The sequence below is a fragment of the Bacillus thuringiensis genome (genome assembly GCF_001182785.1).
Taxonomy (GTDB): Bacteria; Bacillota; Bacilli; order Bacillales; family Bacillaceae_G; genus Bacillus_A; species Bacillus_A thuringiensis_S.
This window is the reverse complement of sequence record NZ_CP012099.1, coordinates 3,802,614-3,821,883: the sequence shown is the minus strand read 5'-3', so window position 1 is coordinate 3,821,883 and position 19,270 is coordinate 3,802,614. Positions and strand designations below refer to the sequence as shown.

Genomic DNA, 19,270 nt, shown 5'->3' with positions numbered 1-19,270 from the left:
TATTGCAAAAAATCCCTTGCCGAATTGGCAAGGGATTTTAGTTTTAAATTATTTTGTTTGTTTAGAAGTTGATTCGGCTTCTTTTGCATTCACTTTACTTCTTGTTCCTAACATAACTAAATAGCATAGTACGGCAAACAAGCAAGAAATGAATAGAGAATGTAACAATGCCATTGCTAAACTAGCGTTTGTAAATACAACTAAAATTCCTACTACAGCTTGAAGTGTAACAAGGATAAATGAAATGATCCATCCCCAATATACTACAGGTTGCTGTTTGTAATGACGAATAGCGAGAATCATCGCGTAAAGTATCCAAGCGAAAATTAACATTGCTGCAACTCTATGGCCCATTTGAACCCACTCATGTAGTTGAGTTGGCATAGGTCTGTTTTTGCTACATAAAGGAAAGTCTGGACAGGCTAAGCTAGCTCGTTCGTGACGTACTAAAGCGCCTGTGTAGACGACGATATAACTGTAAATTGTTACACCATAAATATGAAATTTCATTTTTTTGTCCATAATAAGTGAACGTGCATCAAATTTTTGGTCAATTTCAAAGATAAGACACGTTAATAAAATGACAGAAGCGAATGAAATTAAGGAAATACCGAAATGGATAGCAAGTACAGCTGGCATTTGTCCCCAAACAACTGCTGCTGCTCCCATTAATGCTTGTGCAACTAAAAATACGAAGGATAAAATTGCTAACGTTTTTGTTTCACGCACATGTTTATAATATTTCCAGGATAAAATACAAAGGAGAGTGACAAGAATTCCAGCTGATCCTGATGTTAATCGGTGGCTAAGTTCAATAATAGTTTCCATTGATAAATTAGATGGAACAAATTCACCGTTACAAAGTGGCCATGATTTACCACAACCTTGACCAGAACCTGTTTTTGTAACTAAAGCGCCTCCTAATAAAACTATTAATAAATCAAGGCTTGTAATGACTGCTAACCATTTAATAAAGCGTTGCAATCTCTTTCACCATCTTTCTGCTATGAAGTTATTGCGAAATATTTTCATTCCATTATGTATAGAATAAAACGCGCTAGTTCCTATGATATATAAAAAATAATAAAATAGCAAAGAAATGGAGGGGGAAGACAAGGGAGAGAAAATAGGTGTGAAAACAGGGTTCGTAAGGAAAAATTTAGGTGAAAAATAGGCTATTTTGAAAAGAAATGGGGAGAATACGTGTTAAATAGGAGAAAATAGTTTATTATAGAATGTAACATCATGTTATGATAAGGACAAGTCAGAATGAAGTTTTTTATATTCGACACAAAAAGTTCATGTTTTCTTCACAAATTGTTCGGGAAATATGATTTAATATATTGGAGTATGGGCGTAGATTAGTAGTAGAATGGGTTAACAATGTTTCTACTGTAATAATATTGCTATATAGAAGCGAATTATTTCATTTGAAATAGGCGCAAAAAGAAAGATGAAAGTTTTAAGAGGGGGTTAGAGTGATGAACCATGCAACAAGTGAGCTGCATGATGAGTCCGCTGTTACAAGTGTACCGGAAACAACTCGGTTACAAGATTTATCAGCACTCGTTAAAATGGGGATTGTAAACTCAAATACACTTACTGTATTTACAGGATTTTGGTTGGCGTTACACTTTAATGGATTAAGTGTGATGGACAATCTGGATAAGCTATTTTTTACAATCGTTGGTTCTGGATTAATTATGGCGGGGGTATGTTGTTTAAATAACTACATCGATAGAGACATCGATCCGTTAATGGAAAGAACAAAGACTCGTCCAACAGTTACTGGAAAGTATAAACCAGGATTTGCACTTACATTTGGACTAGTTATATTACTTCTTGGATTTGTATTCTTATTATTAACAACACCAATGGCAGTTTTAATGGGATTTATTGGTGCTTTCACATATGTTGTCCTATATACTTTATGGACAAAGAGAAAGTATACACTAAATACTGTTGTAGGTAGTATATCTGGAGCAGTTCCACCTTTAATTGGATGGGCAGCAATCGATCCATCTTTAGGTCATCCAATTGCTTGGATGTTATTTTTAATTATGTTTATTTGGCAAATCCCACATTTCCTTGCATTAGCGATGAAACGTGTTGATGAATATCGAAATGCAGGAATTCCAATGCTTCCTGTAGTTCATGGATTTGAAATTACGAAACGCCAAATTATGATTTGGACAGTATGTTTATTACCACTACCATTTTATATGAGTGGACTAGGGATAACATTTATGGTAATTGCAACACTGCTTAACATCGGATGGATCGCTTTAGGATTTTATGGCTTCCGTAAGAAAGATGACATAAAATGGTCCGTGCAAATGTTTGTTTATTCCCTAAATTATTTAACAATCTTATTTGTATCAATGATTGTAGTTACATTCTTCTAAGACAACGACATAATTGGATTTCTTTACGTTGAGATTTACTTTACTTAACTATAAAGTACAATCTAATTCACAAGGAAAGTGGGGGTTGTTTGTATGAAGAAACAGTGGCGACTGCTTTCGTTCGTTTCACTGCTGGCTTTACTGTTAGGGGGATGCGGTAAAGCCTTTCAATCTACTTTAATTCCGCAAGGAGAAGTAGCAAAAATGCAATATGATTTACTTCTACTGGCGAGTGCAATCATGGTAGGAGTAGTACTAGTAGTTACTATTATTTTCTTGTATGTAATTGTGCGTTTCCGACAAAAGAAAGGTCAGGAAGATTATATTCCAGAGCAAGTTGAAGGAAATCACAAGCTAGAAATTATATGGACAGTTATTCCGATTATTCTTTTACTAATCTTAGCTGTTCCAACGGTTACATATACATTCAAACTTGCTGATGTAAGTGCGATGGAGAAAAAGAATATTGATAAAGATACTATCGTTGTTGATGTAACAGCGAATCTTTATTGGTGGGAATTTTCTTATAAATCAGAAAAGATAGTAACTTCGCAAGATTTAGTCATCCCCACAGGTAAGAAAGTGTATTTAAATTTGAAGGGTGCCGATATTAAACACTCATTTTGGGTTCCATCTTTAGCTGGGAAAATGGATACAAATACAGACAATGTGAACAAAATGTGGTTAAAGGCAGATAAATCGGGCACTTATAATGGTTTTTGTACAGAATTTTGCGGCCCATCACATTCTTTAATGCAATTTAAAGTGAAAGCTTTAGATGAAAGCGAGTACAAAAATTGGCTTGCTGATATGAAGAAGATTGATGGGAAGAAAGAAGTAGCTTCAACAAAGGCGCAAGAGGGCCAAGAAATATTTAATAAAAGCTGTATTGGTTGTCACGCAGTTGGATCTAATGATAGTAGACCACCTTCCGCTCGTATCGCACCAAACTTAGCAAACTTTGCGGATCGCGATATGGTTGCCGGTATTGCCGAAAACAATGAAGAAAACTTAAAAAAATGGCTGAAAGATCCTGAAAATATGAAGCCAGGAAACAAAATGACTGGCAAATATGGCAACTTAACGGATGATCAAATTGATGCATTAAATGCATACTTACAAACGTTAAAAGTTGAAAAGTAAAGAGGGATTATTCGCGAAGGGGAGGTTGAAAACGTGAGTTCTGTAGCAAAAAAACAGGGGATGGGTGCTGTCATATGGGATTATTTAACGACAGTAGACCATAAAAAGATTGCCATTCTCTATTTAATTGCAGGTGGATTGTTTTTTGTAATAGGCGGAATAGAAGCTCTATTTATTCGCCTTCAATTAGCGATTCCTAACAACGCTTTTCTTGTTGGGGATGCTTATAATCAAGTATTGACGATGCACGGTACAACAATGATTTTCCTCGCAGCTATGCCACTCGTGTTTGCATTTATGAACGCCGCTGTACCACTTCAAATTGGTGCACGTGATGTAGCGTTCCCGTTTTTGAATTCACTCGGATTTTGGTTATTTTTCTTTGGTGGAGTATTTTTAAATTTAAGTTGGTTTTTAGGTGGAGCACCTGATGCAGGATGGACATCTTATGCATCTTTAGCTTTAGCCTCTAAAGGTCATGGTGTTGATTTCTATGTACTCGGTTTGCAAATCTCAGGTATTGGTACATTAATTGGAGGTATTAACTTCCTTGTAACCATTATTAATATGCGTGCGCCAGGAATGACGTATATGCGTATGCCGATGTTTACATGGACGACATTTGTAACATCTTCGCTTATATTATTCGCTTTTCCACCGTTAACTGTAGGATTAGGACTTTTAATGTTAGATCGTTTATTTGGAACAAGTTTCTTTAATCCAGCATTGGGCGGGAATACAATTATATGGGAGCATTTATTCTGGATTTTCGGTCATCCAGAAGTATACATTCTTATACTCCCAGCTTTCGGAATATTCTCGGAAATCTTCGCGACATTTTCGAAAAAACGATTGTTTGGTTATTCATCGATGGTGTTTGCGACTGTATTAATTGGATTTTTAGGATTTATGGTATGGGCGCATCATATGTTTACTGTTGGACTTGGTCCAGTTGCTAATGCTATTTTCTCAGTTGCAACAATGGCGATTGCGGTTCCGACTGGTATCAAAATATTCAACTGGCTCTTTACAATGTGGGGCGGAAATATTCGTTTTACAACACCGATGATGTGGGCAGTAGCTTTCATTCCATCATTCGTCATGGGTGGAGTTACAGGGGTTATGCTAGCATCTGCACCAGCTGATTATCAATTTCATGATAACTATTTCGTAGTAGCACATTTTCATTATGTAATCGTTGGCGGTGTTGTATTTGGTTTACTTGCAGGAGCTCATTATTATTGGCCACTGATGTTTAATAAAGTATTAAATGAAACATTAGGAAAGATAACGTTTTGGCTATTCTTTATCGGTTTCCATTTAACGTTCTTTATTCAGCATTTCCTTGGCTTGATTGGTATGCCACGCCGTTACTACACATATCTTGAAGGGCAAGGGTTGGAAATGGGGAATATGATTAGTTCTATCGGAGCGGTGTTTATGGCTCTTGGGACGATTGTTCTTCTATTCAATGTAATTAAAACGACAGTATCAAAAGAAAAAGCTGGTCGTGATCCGTGGGATGCACGTACATTAGAATGGACGATGCCAGCACCGACACCAGAATATAACTTTAAACAACTACCATTTGTTCGCGGATTAGATCCGTTTTGGATTGAAAAACGTGAAGGTAATAAAGAGATGACAGCAGCGGAACCAGTTGGTGATATTCATATGCCAAATCCTTCGTTTTCACCATTTGTCATTTCTTTCGGATTGTTTATAGCGGCATTTGGTGCAATGTATATGCAGGGCGGAAAAGATAAGTTCTGGTTATTAGTAGCAATTATTGGTTTAATCATTACATTTGGCACAATGTTCCTACGTTCAGTAATCGATGATCATGGATATCATATTCATAAGGAAGATTTAGAGGATAAGGGGGGCAAGGCATAATGCATGTAGATGAAAAATTAACGAATGAAACATTTCCAGCAGAGCCTGAAAAAGCAACCCTTGAGGGGAAAAATAAGTTTGTCGGCTTTTGGTTATTTCTTGGAGGCGAAACAGTGTTGTTCGCTTCCTTGTTTGGCACATATTTAGCGCTAAAGAATTCTACAAATGGTGGACCAACATCTCAAGAGATGTTCCAAATGCCGCTCGTTTTCATTATGACGATGCTTTTATTAACGAGTAGCTTAACGAGTGTATATGCGATGTACCATATGAAAAACTTTAACTTTAAGAAAATGCAACTTTGGTTACTAGTAACTGTATTGCTAGGTTTAGGTTTTTTAGGGTTTGAGATATATGAGTTTTATCATTATACACATGAATTTAAGCATACTATGAGAAGTAGTGCGTTTGGCTCTGCGTTTTATGCTCTTGTTGGTACACATGGACTCCACGTATTGTTTGGATTGTGTTGGATTTTAACATTAATCTTTAGAAATGCGAAGAGAGGTCTAAATTTATACAATGCACCGAAGTTTTATGTTGCATCGATTTATTGGCACTTTATTGACGTAGTTTGGGTGTTTATTTTCACTGTAGTATATTTAATGGGAATGGTGGGATAAACAATGGCGATAAAGCAAACGAATAATCCTAAAGTTGATCTTGTTTATCGGAAGAGAAAAAGTGCGGAGGAAATGAAGCATCAAGTTATTACGTTTGCATTAATGATTTTTTTAACATTAGTTGCATTTGTAGCAGTGGCGTATCCAAAAACTTTTAGTCCGACTTTCTCGGTGCCATTTATTTTACTATTAGCAGTGGTACAAGTGATTTTTCAATTGTATTATTTTATGCATATGAGTCATAAAGGACATGAAGCGGCAAGTTTCTTTCTTTACTCTGGTCTGCTAATAGGGTTAATTACAATTTTAGCTTTTATGACAATCGTGTGGGTTTGAAAAGTGAAAAATAAGGGAGCTTGTGTTGTCACAGCTCCCTCTTCATATTATGGAATAACCTTAAGAAGGTAGGTGTGACAATGAGTAACTTATGGATATTTGGTTTTCAGGCTCTATGGAGTCCAATTTTTTTATTATTTATGCTTTCGATTCTTATTGGGTACTTCTTAATTATTGGGCCTTATAGAATGAGATTTGAAAATGCGACGAAGGTAAGTAAGAAGCAAATTATTTATTTTACGACTGGTATTGTTCTTTTGTATTTTGTAAAGGGAGGGCCTATTGATTTAATTGGCCATATTATATTTAGTGCTCATATGTTTGAAATGGCAGTCATGTATATTGCAGTTCCACCGTTACTGTTGCTTGGTATACCAATTTGGTTATATCGTTACATTACTTCTTTTAAGTTCGTTCAAATTATATTAAAGGTATTTGCTAAACCACTTATTGCATTGTTTGTATTTAACGGCCTGTTTTCTTTTTATCATTTACCAGTTGTTTTTGATACGGTAAAACAAAGTCAAATTGCTCATCCTATTTGTCTCACTATATTGTTTTTTACAGCAATCATGATGTGGTGGCCGATGCTAAATCCGTTACCAGAATATCAAACGTTAAGTGATATAAAGAAACTTGGTTACATGTTTGCTAACGGTATATTATTAACGCCAGCTTGTGCGTTAATAATTTTTGCGACGGCTCCGTTATTCGCAACGTATACGGATCCAGCCGCTTGGATGAAAGCAATGGAACTATGTGTACCGGCGGGCACTTTATCAGATTTAAATATAACTGGACCAGAATTTTTACACTGGATGCCAGTAGTACAAGACCAACAAACTGGTGGTATCATAATGAAAATTGTCCAGGAAATAGTGTACGGTACAATTATAGGCTATGTATTCTTTAGATGGGCACGTAGAGAGCGTGAAAAGGATAAGGAGCAGTTGCAGCAATTACCACCTTATTTGCAGACTAAGTAGAAGAAGTGTATGGGAGATCTCATGCACTTTTTTCTTTTAAATTATAATGAGTATAAAAGATTGAATTTTCTGACCTTTTATGTTAACTTAGTGTAGGCATGTACTAAAAGTGGATATAAAATTTACTACTAGCTTTAAGACGTAATATTTCCATATGTAGTGCAAGTTTTTTAGAGATTTACAACTTTCTCCTGCTATTTGCGGGAGTCGGGCTGTCCGTAAAAGCCTGATTGGTGAAGGTTAATAATCAGTGAGGGATGGACACCCCGCTGATTAAAGTTTCACTTTATAGTGTTTTCTTTAATAAACATAGACTATTTTAAGGGGGAATTTAAATGGGTAGTAGTGGAAGTATGGTAAAGCCGATTAGTGGTTTTTTGACAGCGTTAATTCAATATCCAGTACCAGTAGTAGAGTCACGTGCAGACATTGATAAACAAATTCAACAAATCATAAAAACAATTCATTCGACTAAATCAGGTTACCCTGGATTAGAATTGATAGTATTTCCTGAATATAGCACACAAGGGCTCAATACAAAAAAATGGACTACAGAAGAATTTTTATGTACAGTGCCTGGGCCAGAAACCGACTTATTTGCTGAGGCATGCAAAGAATCTAAAGTATATGGTGTTTTTTCAATAATGGAAAAAAATCCTGATGGTGGAGAACCGTATAATACAGCAGTTATTATTGATCCACAAGGTGAAATGATTTTGAAGTATCGTAAGCTAAATCCTTGGGTGCCAGTCGAGCCTTGGAAAGCTGGAGATTTAGGCTTACCTGTTTGTGATGGACCTGGAGGAAGTAAATTAGCTGTTTGTATTTGTCATGATGGCATGTTCCCTGAAGTAGCTCGTGAAGCGGCCTATAAAGGAGCAAATGTCTTGATCCGTATTTCTGGATATAGCACACAAGTTAGTGAACAATGGATGCTAACCAATCGTTCAAATGCATGGCAAAATTTAATGTATACATTGTCGGTAAACTTAGCGGGTTATGATGGTGTATTTTATTACTTTGGTGAAGGACAAGTATGTAATTTTGATGGGACTACTTTAGTACAGGGGCATCGAAATCCTTGGGAGATTGTGACTGCTGAAGTATATCCGGAACTAGCAGATCAGGCTAGATTAGGATGGGGATTAGAAAATAATATATATAATCTAGGGTCAAGGGGATATGTAGCAACTCCTGGTGGGGTGAAAGAAAATCCATATACGTTTGTAAAAGATTTAGCTGAAGGTAAATATAAGGTTCCTTGGGAGGATGAGATTAAAGTAAAAGATGGATCTATTTATGGATATCCAGTAAAAAAAACGATTCATTCTTAGGGAAGAGAAATAAAACAAGCGCATCATATTGATGCGCTTGTTTTTGTTAATCAATAATTTGAAATTCTTTTAACTCTTTTTCGACATTTTGTAGGAGTTGTTCGCTTTTTTGAAGTACGTTCGTTGGGAAAGTCTCATCATCACCATATTCAACGCCATGAGGATAATAATGTTTTCCTAATAAGGGAGGGAGTAGTTTTACTTCAGCGTGTCTGCTGCCGATATCACCTTCAACAGCAACTCCTTGCACTCGTAAATAATAAACATCTTTTAATATTTCAAATTTATAATCGTATGTAACCCGTTCATAATCCCACTGTCCAGCAAGTACGAAGTGGTTGTTTTCCATGATTTCAGTTAAAAGAGTTAATTCAACGACGGATCCATTAAATTTCGTATTTGTAAATTGCATATAATACCTCCTTTTTTAATGTTACACCATTATTTTTATAATAGTATGAATAATAAGAAAGTGCAATTCATATTGAGAGAAAAGGGATAATCCAGACTTTTTTCACAAAAATATGATATAGTGAAAAGAGTACGGTACACACAAAAAGAAAGAAAATGATTTGTGTATATCTCAATTTTATGTTTTGTTCAGGAGGTATATCGTTTGAAGAAATTATTGCGTATCGTAATGATTACAATTTTAATTTTAGCTGTTGATTTATACGGGAAATTACTCGTTTCACAATATATATTAACGCCATCTCAATCAAAGCAAGAAAATAAAATTGTGAAAAAGAAAAAGCAAATTAAGGAAGACTCCTCAGACACTGTTTTAAATATGATTGGTGAAGACTCTGAAAATTTATTAGCGAAGTGGGGAGAACCCTCTCGAATTGAGCCATCTGCATACGGATATGAATGGTGGGTATACAATCAGGATTTAACTCAGTATGTTCAATTTGGAGTTTCTGAACGTAAAGTTGTAACGGCGTATGCTGCTGGTGAACAAGTTAAGGTTCCGCCTTATTATATAAATGAAAAATATGAAGAAGTATATAAAAAAAGTCCGCTTTCGCATGAAATTTCATTAAAAAGAGGGAAAAATAGTTATCAATTTGAACTATCTGATACTGAAGTCATGGAACAACCGTTAATACCTGTAGAAGATGGATGGGCGCAATTGTATTTTGATCAATTTACACATGAGCTTGTTGGTGTTCGTTATATGGATGATGAAACTTTATTACATCAAAGACCGTATCAGCTCGTTTATTCAGGTGAATTAATAGCGGAACAACCATTGACTCCAGAAAAGATAAAACAAGTAGAAAATGGGAATATGCAACAAATTTTTGATTTAACAAATATCATTCGAAGTCGTCATAAATTACCATTATTAACATGGGATCAGGAAACAGCAGATGTTGCTGTTGGTCACAGTAAAGATATGAAAGACAATAATTATTTTTCTCATGACTCACCTACATTAGGTACGCTAGGAGATCGTTTACAGCGCGGGAAAGTAGGATTTCAACTTGCTGGTGAGAACATAGCGGCGCAACATAGTGATGGAATTGCGGCAGTGCAAGGCTGGTTAAATAGTGAGGGGCATAGAAAGAATTTATTAAATGAACAATTTACAGGATTAGGTGTTGGTGTATACGATAAATTTTATACACAAAATTTTATTCGAAAATAAAGCGAAACTGTAAGCGGTGGGGTGTTACATCACCTAATTAGTTACTTCGTATTCACTGAATTGTAGGTGGGAATCTGACCGTATGCAAATAGCAGAAAAAAAGGTGCATGAATCGTCTAAAAATAGGCGAACCATGCGCCTTTTTTTTCTTACTATATAGTAGATATACATGGAGAGGTGAGGATTATGCCAACAACAAAAGGACCGTTACATCCATCGGTTCAACAGTTTAAAGAATTTGTAAACCATCACCCTAAAATGGTTCATGAGGTTAGAAGTGGTCACAAAACTTGGCAACAATTTTATGAAGAATGGTACTTACTTGGTGAAGAAGATCCAATATGGGCAACTTATAGACCCGATGGAGCGCCTGCGTTTTCTTCGGTAAAAGAAAATAAGAAAGAAAAAGATAATCGAACTGAAGAGGAAAAAACTGCTGATGTGATGGGGCAAATGCTTTCTTTTTTTAAAAAGTTGGACGTGGAACAAATGCAGAACCATTTAGCCAATGTGACGAGTGCTATTGGGAGCGTGCAACAAGTTATTCAGCAATTTCAAGGTAACCGTACGCAGCAAGAACAAAGTACTTCAGAAAATAACCCGTTTTTCTTTCAAAAGGATTAGGGGGAAAGATGATGAGAGCAGAAATTATGGAGTTTATAAAGGCTGATGAGGATTTATCTCGCTATATTAGAGAGCAACCGTACTGGTATAGAAAATTAACGCGAAATCCTGAAGAAAAAGAGGCTTTTGAGTTAGCGGCGATGCAACATTTCAAAAAAACAATACCAGATAAAGTGGAAAAATTTCAAAATCAATTGGCCGTTGCTTCGATCATGATTGATATGTTTCAGTATATGAAGCAACAAAATGCAACCTAATTGGAAGTGAAAAATATGTCCGTCATGCAGAACTTTTGTTACAATAGAGGTTGATTATTTAAAAAGGAGTTGCAGCATGACGGAAATTTGTTTAGTACGACATGGACAAACTGATTGGAACTTTCAAGAAATTATTCAGGGGCGAGAAGATATTCCGCTTAATGAAGTTGGTAAGAAGCAAGCGAGTCAAAGTGCAGCTGCTTTACAAGAAGAAACGTGGGATATTATTATAAGTAGCCCGTTAATTAGAGCGCAAGAAACGGCTAATGAAATCGCAAAGGCAGCTGGATTACAATCGATTTTATTAGATGAGCGATTTGTTGAACGGAATTTTGGAGAAGCTTCAGGGAAGCCAGTTGCGGCTGTTAGAGAGTTGATTGCTGAGGGTAAAGTAGAAGGTATGGAGCAAGATGAAGAGATTGTAGCTCGTTGTTTTGCTGCTTTAGAAGATGTTGCAACAACTCATTTTGGCAAACGTATTATTATTGTTGCTCACTCACACGCGATAAAAGCGATTTTACATGCCATTGAACCAGATGAAATTACATTTAAGACACCATTAAAAAATGCGTGTATTAGTTATGTGAAACAAAATAGTGGGAAATGGGATGTTCTTAAATATAATATAGCGGAACATATTAATGTATAAGTGTGTACGGATATAGTGTGAAAATAGTTTCATTATATCTTTCTTTTGAGTAAGTCACTTCAATTAGTAGTTCTAATCTAAATGTGGTATGATGGATACTCGGAGGTGTCTCTCATGATTGTAGCGACGCTAGAAAGCGTATTAATATTAGATAAGGCAGAGCAGCTTGCAAAAGCGATTATCTGTTCAGATATAGCAGAAGATTATCGTAAGTATTATAGAGAATTACATGAAGATATGGAACTTCAGACGTTAATTCAGCAATTTACAGCGATGAAAGAACGGTATGAGGAAGTACAGCGTTTTGGAAAATACCATCCTGACTATACTACCGTGTCGATGAAAATGAGAGAATTAAAGCGTTCTGTGGACTTACATGATAAGGTTGCAGCTTTTAAAAGAGCAGAAACTGCTTTGCAGAAGTTATTAGACGAAGTTAGTGTAGCAATCGGTTCGGAAGTGTCTTCTTCCATTAAGGTGCCAACAGGAAATCCATTCTTTGATGCTGGTGGCTGTGGTGGAGGTTGTGGTACTGGCGGAGGTTGTGGTTGTAAAAAAACGGGGTGATGTACCCCGTTTTTTAGAAGTTGGAAGAAAACGTATACAGAGTTTGTCCTGTAATGTTATAAATTTCTGATTGGTTTTCATAGAATATAAAATATATGTTTTTAAAAGGAGAAGATGGAGAAGATTATGTTCGGGCAACGACAAAGTATGATTGTTTATTTACATTCATTGAAACATGCCAAGATTTTAAGGAAATATGGTAACATACATTACATATCAAAACGATTAAAATATGCTGTAGTATATTGTGACATGGAACAAATTGAGCATATGATGCATAAGTTGAACAAACTTCCTTTTGTGAAAAAGATAGAACAGTCGTATCGCCCGTATTTAAAAACGGAATTTGAAAATTCCCGTCCTGATCGAGCAAAAGAATACGATTATAGCTAATAGAAAAAATCCCCTGCTAAATTTAGTGGGGGATTTTTCATTTGAAATAAAGTGTTATTTCATCGGAGGAATGAAATTGTTCATTCGTAAAATACCAATTAAATGATTAAAAAATAGTTCTTTTTCTGGGAAAGTTGTAGATGGCTTTACAGTAAAGGTAGCCACTTTTTTCCCGAGTTGCGCTGCCGTTTCTTCAAATAAAACGACACGTTTACTTTTTTTATTTTCAAATACAGGAATGCCTTCACGACATATGTATAATGGTTGGAAATCACCAGTAGTAGTTGGTTTTAATATTACAACAAGCGAACACACTTTTTTATCGTTTTTTATCGTTTCAAATTGTAACATATGTGCTATACGTTCTTGATTTGTTTTGGCAATTTCAAGTAATTCATATAAATCAGAGTAGCCTTCTCCGAGTTCTATAAAGCGTTGAATCATATTTTTTCCTCCTCTTTCTTTTACTGTACCATTTCACTTTTTAAATGAAAAGCACACAAAGAAAAAAAAACCCTGCATAGCAGGGCCCTTCTTATACTAGCATGTACTAGTAAGAAGGCAAAGGGAGAGGAGAAACCGGAGGAAGAACTTATGGGGAAACGTAAGTCTTCTCCGCGGTTGGCAACAACATCGAAGGTGATGTTGTTATAATTATTTATGTCCAATCTAAATGAAGATATACATAATGAAATTAAATTTTATGTAGGGCTTCTTATTTTTCTTTTTTTTATTTTATGATAGGATAAAAAAGATAAAGTGGAACTAATATACATATTGGATTCATATTAGTGAATGATGAGATGAATACATAAAAATAATGAGTGGTTATTTGATGCCGAGTTTTCCTATAGTTAAGTGAATGTGGTTTGTTAACGGTTACCGAAGTGAGAATGGCTTTCTATAATCGCTCGATAGATTGAAATAAAGGTAGTGACAACAGATGAGAGTAGTTTCAGGAAAATGTAAAGGACACCCACTTAAAGCGGTTCCTGGTAATACAACACGTCCAACGACAGATAAAGTAAAAGAATCTATTTTTAATATGATAGGTCCTTATTTTGATGGTGGTATCGCCCTTGATTTATTTGGGGGTAGTGGTGGTCTGGGAATTGAGGCTTTGAGCAGAGGGATCGATAAAGCAATTTTTGTTGATCGGGATAGTAAAGCGATAAAAGTAATTCATCAAAATTTAGAAAGTTGTAGAATACAGGAGCAAGCTGAAGTATATCGAAATGATGCGGAACGTGCAGTAAAGGCGCTTATAAAACGTGAAATGTCATTCGATCTTATATTAATAGATCCACCATATAAAGAGCAAAAAATTGTATCTTTAATTAGTGTAATGGATCAACATGGATTGCTACATAGTGATGGATTAATTATGGCAGAGCATGGTAATGATGTAGTTTTACCTGATTCCATAGGGGGGCTTGCCAAAGTGCGGGCTGAGAATTATGGTATTACAGCGATATCGATTTATAAGTATGAAGGTGAGGGGACGGAATGACAAGTATAGCTATTTCTTCAGGAAGTTTTGATCCAATTACCCTAGGGCATCTGGATATTATTAAAAGGGGAGCAAAAGTATTTGATGAGGTATATGTAGTTGTTTTAAACAATTCATCAAAAAAACCGTTCTTTTCAGTCGAAGAGCGCTTAGAATTAATTCGTGAAGCAACAAAGGATATCCCGAATGTGAAAGTAGATTCACATAGTGGATTATTGGTGGAGTATGCAAAAATGCGTAATGCAAACGCGATATTACGTGGTTTACGAGCGGTATCTGATTTTGAATACGAGATGCAAATCACTTCTATGAATCGAAAATTAGATGAAAACATTGAAACCTTCTTTATTATGACGAACAACCAATATTCATTTTTAAGCTCGAGTATTGTGAAAGAAGTTGCGAGATATGGAGGAAGTGTAGTAGATCTTGTGCCTCCTATTGTAGAGCGTGCTTTAAAAGAAAAGTTTCAAACCCCGTTAAAGTGAACGGGGTTTTTCTTTATACGTGCGAAAAAATAATAAAATAACATATAAATATAGACAAAATAATGTAAAAATTGGTCCGTAATGTATAAAAGATGTCCAAATTTCATGTAGTATAGAAGGATGCTTGGATAAAAATACAGGAATATCTTTTTGCATAGGTGAGAAAGAACTCACTTTCTCATAAAATGGTGTCCAAAATATAAATGTAAAAATAGGGGCAAGAATACTTTGAATAATTCGTGCGAAAAAATAGGGTTTAAATCGGATGTCTGTTTCAGCTAATATGCTAGCAACCTGTGCCTGAATAGAAAGACCGCTAAATGCTAAAATGAAGCTTGTTACCATAGCTTGTTGTAAGAGGGGTGTTTCATTTATTTGACTAATCATTTGGCTTCCGAGTGTCATTTCGAAAATACCTGATAATATAGGCATACTAAAATCTGTACTTAGTTGGAAGAATGATAAAATATGTTGCATAATAAAAGAAAGAGTTGCTGTAATGTGGAATACAGTAATCATTTTATTTAACACAGAGAATAAAATAATAAATCCGCCAATCATAAGTAATGTTTGAATAGAAGAAACAATAGCATCCCCAAGTAATTTTCCGATTGGTCTTTTTTCTTGTAAGCGTGTCTCGTGAAGAATTAAAAAAGGGTTTTGAAAGGGTCGTTTTTTTGTAGTGTGTTTATTATTTTTGTAAGCGGTATTATGGCCGTAAAAACGCATAATTAATCCGACAGCAAAGTTACTTAAATAATGGGCAGCCGCTAATATAATCCCTAATTTCGGATTATTAAAAAAACCGATAGACACAGCACCGAAAATAAAAAGTGGATTAGAAGAATTTGTGAAAGAAACGAGGCGTTCCGCTTCAATCTGAGTTAAAAGATTGCTTTTTCGTAGCCTAGCGCTTAATTTGGCGCCTGCAGGGAAACCTGAAGCCATTCCCATCGCCCAAACGAATCCACCTATCCCTGGAACGCGAAAAAGTGGGCGCATGAGTGGTTCTAATATAACGCCAATAAATTTTACAACACCGATACTAATTAGAAGTTCTGCAATGATGAAAAACGGTAGTAGTGAAGGGAATACAACTTCCCACCATATATTTAACCCGCGAATAGAAGCTTGCAAAGCGGCTTGGGGGTGGAGTACAAGAGAAAAGGTTAAAAATAGCGTTGATATGGTAAGGAAAGCGGTTTTCCATTTTTCATACATGTAAGTAAATCCCCCTTTGTCCCAAAAAACGTTCATTTCAGTATACGTGGATACGTAGTGAATTTAGACCATAAGTATGAAAAAGGAATGAAAAAAATTAAAGGGTGAGAAAAATGAAAGAACCAAAGATTGGTTTAGCACTTGGGTCTGGGGGAGCGAAAGGGTTTGCTCATATCGGTGTAATAAAGGTTTTAAGGGAAGCGGGTATCCCCATTCATATGATTGCAGGAAGTAGTATGGGGGCGCTAATAGGTACGTTTTATGCGGCAAGTAGTAACGTTGAAAGATTGTATAAATTGGCATCTGTTTTTAAGCGGAAGTATTATTTAGATTTCACCGTACCCAAAATGGGATTTATTGCTGGAAAACGTGTCAAAGATATGATTAAAATGTTTACATATAATAAAAATCTAGAAGAGTTAGATATCCCGACGGCTGTTGTGGCTACTGACATATTGAAGGGGGAAAAAGTGGTCTTTACAAGTGGGCCAGTTGCAGATGCGGTGAGGGCTAGTATATCTGTTCCTGGAGTGTTTGTACCAGAAAAAATAGATGGACGATTATTAGTGGATGGTGGAGTTATTGATCGCATCCCGGTATCGGTTGTAAAAGAATTAGGGGCCGATATTGTTATCGCTGTTGATGTGTCTCCAATTAAGGTGAATGGCGATGTTACGTCCATTTATGACGTAATCATGCAAAGTATTGAAATTATGCAGCATGAGCTTGTAATGAATCGGCAAATTGCATCGGATTTAATGATGCGACCAGCTGTAGAGCAATTTAGTTCACGTGCTTTTACAAACATTGAAGACATTATTCGAGTTGGAGAAGTAGAAGCGGAAAAACATATTTCAAATATTTATTTATTAATTGAGCAGTGGAAGGAGAAACATAATGTTTAAGCGTTTTCGGTTTATATATGCAATCTTAATAGGGGTTATATTGGCGATGTTACTTGTTTATGTGCGTTTACCGTATTATGTAACAAAACCAGGAATGGCTGCCAAATTAGAGCCTTACGTTCAAGTTGAGGGTGGAACGAAAGAATCTGGTGATTTTATGCTTGTTACGGTTTCAATGGGACCAGCAAATGTGGTGAATTTAATAGCGGCACAGTTTAATAAATATACACATATTTCAAAAGCGGAAGAAATATTGCAAAAAGGTGAGAGTGATGAAGAATATCAATTTCGCCAAAATTATGCGATGAAAGATTCACAAAATGCAGCAATTTATAATGCATATAAACGTGCGAATCGCTCCGTTTCTTTTGAAAATAAAGGTGTATTAGTTGCTGGTGTGGCAAAGGGAATGCCGTCAGAAGGAAAGCTTAAGCTTGGTGATGTTATTATAGCTGTTGACGGAAAAACATTTGAAAAAACGGAGCAATTTATTGAATATATGACTGGGAAAAAAGAAAGTGATGCTGTAAATATTGAGTACATGAGAAATGGAAAACAATTGAAAGAAAATTTAAATGTAAAGACGATTCCTAATGGAAATGGACGTGTGGGTATAGGTGTTTCTATCGTTACGGAGAGAGAATTAGTAGTCGATCCGAAAGTGAAAATTAATTCTCATGAAATTGGTGGACCATCCGCAGGTTTAATGTTCACATTAGAAATATATAATCAACTTGTGGAAGAAGACTTAACAAAAGGACATGAAATAGCTGGAACAGGTACGATAAATGAAAAAGGAGAAGTTGGTCCGATTGGTGGTATAAATCAAAAAGTGGTGGCTGCTAGCGATGCCGGGGCTGAAGTGTTCTTTGCGCCAAATGAAAAAGGTGCGGAGAAATCGAACTATAAAGATGCGCTTGAGACTGCAAAGGATATTAAAACAAAAATGAAAATTGTACCAGTGGATACGCTGGATGATGCATTAACATATTTAGAAAAGATGGATAAAGAAAAAACCTCTCTGAAATTGAAGTGAACCCGAATAGTGGTACATGAAAAAAACACCTCCTGAATTCGCATACTAAGTATGCAAATTCAATGGAGGTGTTTTTGGTTTGAAGACAAGAGTTCATTACCCAGAAGAAATAAAGTGGAAAGTGATTGAAATGAAAAAGGATGGATATTCCAATCGGACCATTATGGAGAAGTTTGGAATTAAAAATGTTTCCCAAATTAAGACATGGATGAAGTGGTATCGTACCGGTCAAACGTACCGTTTTCAACAACCTGTAGGAAAGCAATATTCTTATGGAAAAGGGCCAAAAGAGTTAAATGAATTGGAACAGCTACGGTTAGAAAATAAACAGTTAAAAACAAAATTACTGATATGGGGAAAGTATCCGGAAATCGAAAGGAGTTGAACCTGGAAACTGTAGTTACTTTATGGACCGATTTCAAAACAAAACTAACGGTAAAAGAATTGTGTAATGTATTAGAATTACCCCGGTCTACATTTTATCGTTGGTTACAACGAACAGTGGACCTAAGAGATGAGATAGAAGAGAAAATAAAGGATGTTTGTCTTCGGCATAAATTACGATATGGATATCGAAGAGTGACCGCAACTCTTCGGAAAATGGGACTGTGTGTGAATCATAAAAAAGTATTACGAATCATGAGACAAAATCAGATTCTCTCAAAAGTTCGTCGAAAGAAAAAGAAATATATCAGTGGTGCGGAGCCAGTAATAGCCCCTCATCGATTGGAACGCCAATTCGATGCATCCGCACCAAATGAAAAGTGGTTTACGGATGTGACGTATCTATTATTTGGAGAGCGTACCTTGTATTTATCAACGATTATGGATGCCTTTAATCGTGAAATTATTAGTTATGTCATCAGCGAGTCCCAAGCACTGCCATTAGCAATGAAGACATTAAAACAAGCAATGAGAGGGCGAAAAGTAAAAGATGTCCTTCTTCACTCAGATCAAGGAAGTATTTATACAGCGAAGGAATTTCAAGCATATGCCAAAGAAAATGGCATTATCACCAGCATGTCCCGGAGAGGAAATTGCCATGATAATGCCGTCATGGAAAGCTTCTTTGGTCATTTGAAAAGTGAAGCCTTCTATTCACAAGAGATAACAAAAGTATCCAACACAACTGTGCGAAAGATTGTGCTAGAATACATTCATTACTACAATTGTGTGCGAATTCAAGAAAAATTAAACCACCTATCCCCTAAAGAATTTAGGGAACAAGTGGTTTAGGTGTTTTGAT

The 19,270-nt window shown here is 35.9% G+C and carries 22 protein-coding genes; 18 read left to right on the top strand and 4 right to left on the bottom strand.

What is annotated here, in order from left to right:
* Positions 1 to 48 precede the first annotated feature (48 nt).
* On the bottom strand, positions 49 to 984 hold the full coding sequence (gene ctaA / locus AC241_RS19495) for a heme A synthase (protein ID WP_016080456.1): 936 nt from the start codon (positions 982 to 984) through the stop codon (positions 49 to 51).
* A gap of 497 nt (positions 985 to 1,481) precedes the next feature.
* Between ctaA and ctaB the strand changes: the two genes are divergently transcribed.
* The 7 genes from ctaB (at position 1,482) to AC241_RS19460 (ending at position 8,723) form a co-directional block, all read left to right on the top strand.
* Positions 1,482 to 2,405 carry a protoheme IX farnesyltransferase gene (gene ctaB / locus AC241_RS19490; protein ID WP_001015060.1) on the top strand — a complete coding sequence of 308 codons (924 nt, stop codon included), beginning with the start codon at positions 1,482 to 1,484 and terminating at the stop codon, positions 2,403 to 2,405.
* A gap of 93 nt (positions 2,406 to 2,498) precedes the next feature.
* Positions 2,499 to 3,548, top strand: a complete 1,050-nt coding sequence (gene coxB, locus AC241_RS19485; protein ID WP_000745273.1) for a cytochrome c oxidase subunit II — start codon at positions 2,499 to 2,501, stop codon at positions 3,546 to 3,548.
* A gap of 60 nt (positions 3,549 to 3,608) precedes the next feature.
* Positions 3,609 to 5,444, top strand: a complete 1,836-nt coding sequence (gene ctaD, locus AC241_RS19480; protein WP_172452085.1) for a cytochrome c oxidase subunit I — start codon at positions 3,609 to 3,611, stop codon at positions 5,442 to 5,444.
* Positions 5,444 to 6,067, top strand: coding sequence for a cytochrome c oxidase subunit III (gene ctaE / locus AC241_RS19475; RefSeq protein WP_000557861.1), 624 nt, complete (start codon positions 5,444 to 5,446; stop codon positions 6,065 to 6,067). The genes ctaD and ctaE overlap by 1 nt, the downstream gene beginning before the upstream one ends.
* Positions 6,068 to 6,070: 3 nt before the next feature.
* The gene (ctaF, locus tag AC241_RS19470; RefSeq protein WP_016080458.1) at positions 6,071 to 6,403 is read left to right on the top strand and encodes a cytochrome c oxidase subunit IVB; all 333 of its coding nucleotides are present in this window, start codon (positions 6,071 to 6,073) and stop codon (positions 6,401 to 6,403) included.
* An 80-nt stretch (positions 6,404 to 6,483) separates the two neighbouring features.
* Complete coding sequence (ctaG, locus tag AC241_RS19465; RefSeq protein ID WP_016080459.1) at positions 6,484 to 7,389, top strand: cytochrome c oxidase assembly factor CtaG; 906 nt, start codon at positions 6,484 to 6,486, stop codon at positions 7,387 to 7,389.
* A 335-nt stretch (positions 7,390 to 7,724) separates the two neighbouring features.
* Positions 7,725 to 8,723, top strand: coding sequence for a formamidase (locus AC241_RS19460; RefSeq protein WP_000535802.1), 999 nt, complete (start codon positions 7,725 to 7,727; stop codon positions 8,721 to 8,723).
* Positions 8,724 to 8,769: 46 nt separating this feature from the next.
* On the opposite strand, the gene AC241_RS19455 is transcribed toward AC241_RS19460, so the two are convergent.
* Positions 8,770 to 9,135, bottom strand: coding sequence for a YugN family protein (locus tag AC241_RS19455; protein ID WP_016080460.1), 366 nt, complete (start codon positions 9,133 to 9,135; stop codon positions 8,770 to 8,772).
* A gap of 204 nt (positions 9,136 to 9,339) precedes the next feature.
* Between AC241_RS19455 and AC241_RS19450 the strand changes: the two genes are divergently transcribed.
* The 6 genes from AC241_RS19450 to AC241_RS19425 all read left to right on the top strand — a co-directional run bounded on the left by AC241_RS19450 (position 9,340) and on the right by AC241_RS19425 (position 12,864).
* Positions 9,340 to 10,374, top strand: a complete 1,035-nt coding sequence (locus AC241_RS19450; RefSeq protein WP_029443145.1) for a CAP domain-containing protein — start codon at positions 9,340 to 9,342, stop codon at positions 10,372 to 10,374.
* A gap of 186 nt (positions 10,375 to 10,560) precedes the next feature.
* The gene (locus tag AC241_RS19445) at positions 10,561 to 10,998 is read left to right on the top strand and encodes a YlbD family protein (RefSeq protein ID WP_001143346.1); all 438 of its coding nucleotides are present in this window, start codon (positions 10,561 to 10,563) and stop codon (positions 10,996 to 10,998) included.
* Between the two features lie 11 nt (positions 10,999 to 11,009).
* Positions 11,010 to 11,255 (top strand): YlbE-like family protein, encoded by a 246-nt coding sequence (locus AC241_RS19440; protein ID WP_001200990.1) that lies wholly within the window; start codon positions 11,010 to 11,012, stop codon positions 11,253 to 11,255.
* Between the two features lie 76 nt (positions 11,256 to 11,331).
* Positions 11,332 to 11,904 (top strand): histidine phosphatase family protein, encoded by a 573-nt coding sequence (locus AC241_RS19435; RefSeq protein ID WP_029443144.1) that lies wholly within the window; start codon positions 11,332 to 11,334, stop codon positions 11,902 to 11,904.
* A 114-nt stretch (positions 11,905 to 12,018) separates the two neighbouring features.
* Entirely contained in the window at positions 12,019 to 12,471 is a 453-nt protein-coding gene (locus tag AC241_RS19430) for a YlbF/YmcA family competence regulator (RefSeq protein WP_000634366.1), read from the top strand.
* Between the two features lie 126 nt (positions 12,472 to 12,597).
* A complete protein-coding gene (locus AC241_RS19425; RefSeq protein WP_002082261.1) occupies positions 12,598 to 12,864 on the top strand; it encodes a YlbG family protein in 267 nt (88 codons plus the stop codon).
* 54 nt (positions 12,865 to 12,918) lie between these two features.
* Here the strand turns inward: AC241_RS19425 and AC241_RS19420 are convergent, their stop codons facing one another.
* Positions 12,919 to 13,308, bottom strand: a complete 390-nt coding sequence (locus tag AC241_RS19420) for a DUF7147 family protein (protein WP_029443143.1) — start codon at positions 13,306 to 13,308, stop codon at positions 12,919 to 12,921.
* 499 nt (positions 13,309 to 13,807) lie between these two features.
* Between AC241_RS19420 and rsmD the strand changes: the two genes are divergently transcribed.
* Positions 13,808 to 14,374 (top strand): 16S rRNA (guanine(966)-N(2))-methyltransferase RsmD, encoded by a 567-nt coding sequence (gene rsmD / locus AC241_RS19415; protein ID WP_016080465.1) that lies wholly within the window; start codon positions 13,808 to 13,810, stop codon positions 14,372 to 14,374.
* Entirely contained in the window at positions 14,371 to 14,862 is a 492-nt protein-coding gene (gene coaD, locus AC241_RS19410; protein ID WP_000200601.1) for a pantetheine-phosphate adenylyltransferase, read from the top strand. Before rsmD ends, coaD begins: the two co-directional genes overlap by 4 nt.
* Here the strand turns inward: coaD and ylbJ are convergent.
* Positions 14,854 to 16,083: a sporulation integral membrane protein YlbJ gene (gene ylbJ / locus AC241_RS19405; RefSeq protein WP_016080466.1), complete on the bottom strand. Its 1,230-nt coding sequence runs from the start codon at positions 16,081 to 16,083 to the stop codon at positions 14,854 to 14,856. The two genes, coaD and ylbJ, sit on opposite strands and share 9 nt — an antisense overlap.
* A gap of 113 nt (positions 16,084 to 16,196) precedes the next feature.
* Between ylbJ and AC241_RS19400 the strand changes: the two genes are divergently transcribed.
* The 3 genes from AC241_RS19400 (at position 16,197) to AC241_RS19385 (ending at position 19,260) form a co-directional block, all read left to right on the top strand.
* Positions 16,197 to 16,988 carry a patatin-like phospholipase family protein gene (locus AC241_RS19400; protein ID WP_000662588.1) on the top strand — a complete coding sequence of 264 codons (792 nt, stop codon included), beginning with the start codon at positions 16,197 to 16,199 and terminating at the stop codon, positions 16,986 to 16,988.
* Positions 16,981 to 18,024: a SepM family pheromone-processing serine protease gene (locus AC241_RS19395; RefSeq protein ID WP_043937982.1), complete on the top strand. Its 1,044-nt coding sequence runs from the start codon at positions 16,981 to 16,983 to the stop codon at positions 18,022 to 18,024. Before AC241_RS19400 ends, AC241_RS19395 begins: the two co-directional genes overlap by 8 nt.
* A 79-nt stretch (positions 18,025 to 18,103) precedes the next feature.
* A protein-coding gene (locus AC241_RS19385; RefSeq protein ID WP_155417042.1) for an IS3 family transposase occupies positions 18,104 to 19,260 on the top strand; the annotation gives its coding sequence in 2 pieces (ribosomal slippage) (positions 18,104 to 18,353 and positions 18,353 to 19,260; 1,158 coding nt in all).
* The last annotated feature ends 10 nt before the right edge of the window (positions 19,261 to 19,270 follow it).

Coding starts and splice junctions, on each gene's coding strand:
- coaD (WP_000200601.1), top strand. CDS start 14,371: ATGACAAGTATAGCTATTTCTTCAGGAAGTTTTGATCCAATTACCCTA.
- ctaG (WP_016080459.1), top strand. CDS start 6,484: ATGAGTAACTTATGGATATTTGGTTTTCAGGCTCTATGGAGTCCAATT.
- AC241_RS19420 (WP_029443143.1), bottom strand. CDS start 13,308: ATGATTCAACGCTTTATAGAACTCGGAGAAGGCTACTCTGATTTATAT.
- rsmD (WP_016080465.1), top strand. CDS start 13,808: ATGAGAGTAGTTTCAGGAAAATGTAAAGGACACCCACTTAAAGCGGTT.
- coxB (WP_000745273.1), top strand. CDS start 2,499: ATGAAGAAACAGTGGCGACTGCTTTCGTTCGTTTCACTGCTGGCTTTA.
- AC241_RS19445 (WP_001143346.1), top strand. CDS start 10,561: ATGCCAACAACAAAAGGACCGTTACATCCATCGGTTCAACAGTTTAAA.
- AC241_RS19400 (WP_000662588.1), top strand. CDS start 16,197: ATGAAAGAACCAAAGATTGGTTTAGCACTTGGGTCTGGGGGAGCGAAA.
- AC241_RS19455 (WP_016080460.1), bottom strand. CDS start 9,135: ATGCAATTTACAAATACGAAATTTAATGGATCCGTCGTTGAATTAACT.
- AC241_RS19425 (WP_002082261.1), top strand. CDS start 12,598: ATGTTCGGGCAACGACAAAGTATGATTGTTTATTTACATTCATTGAAA.
- ctaF (WP_016080458.1), top strand. CDS start 6,071: ATGGCGATAAAGCAAACGAATAATCCTAAAGTTGATCTTGTTTATCGG.
- ctaB (WP_001015060.1), top strand. CDS start 1,482: ATGAACCATGCAACAAGTGAGCTGCATGATGAGTCCGCTGTTACAAGT.
- ctaE (WP_000557861.1), top strand. CDS start 5,444: ATGCATGTAGATGAAAAATTAACGAATGAAACATTTCCAGCAGAGCCT.
- AC241_RS19395 (WP_043937982.1), top strand. CDS start 16,981: ATGTTTAAGCGTTTTCGGTTTATATATGCAATCTTAATAGGGGTTATA.
- AC241_RS19440 (WP_001200990.1), top strand. CDS start 11,010: ATGAGAGCAGAAATTATGGAGTTTATAAAGGCTGATGAGGATTTATCT.
- AC241_RS19460 (WP_000535802.1), top strand. CDS start 7,725: ATGGGTAGTAGTGGAAGTATGGTAAAGCCGATTAGTGGTTTTTTGACA.
- ylbJ (WP_016080466.1), bottom strand. CDS start 16,083: ATGTATGAAAAATGGAAAACCGCTTTCCTTACCATATCAACGCTATTT.
- ctaD (WP_172452085.1), top strand. CDS start 3,609: ATGGGTGCTGTCATATGGGATTATTTAACGACAGTAGACCATAAAAAG.
- AC241_RS19435 (WP_029443144.1), top strand. CDS start 11,332: ATGACGGAAATTTGTTTAGTACGACATGGACAAACTGATTGGAACTTT.
- AC241_RS19430 (WP_000634366.1), top strand. CDS start 12,019: ATGATTGTAGCGACGCTAGAAAGCGTATTAATATTAGATAAGGCAGAG.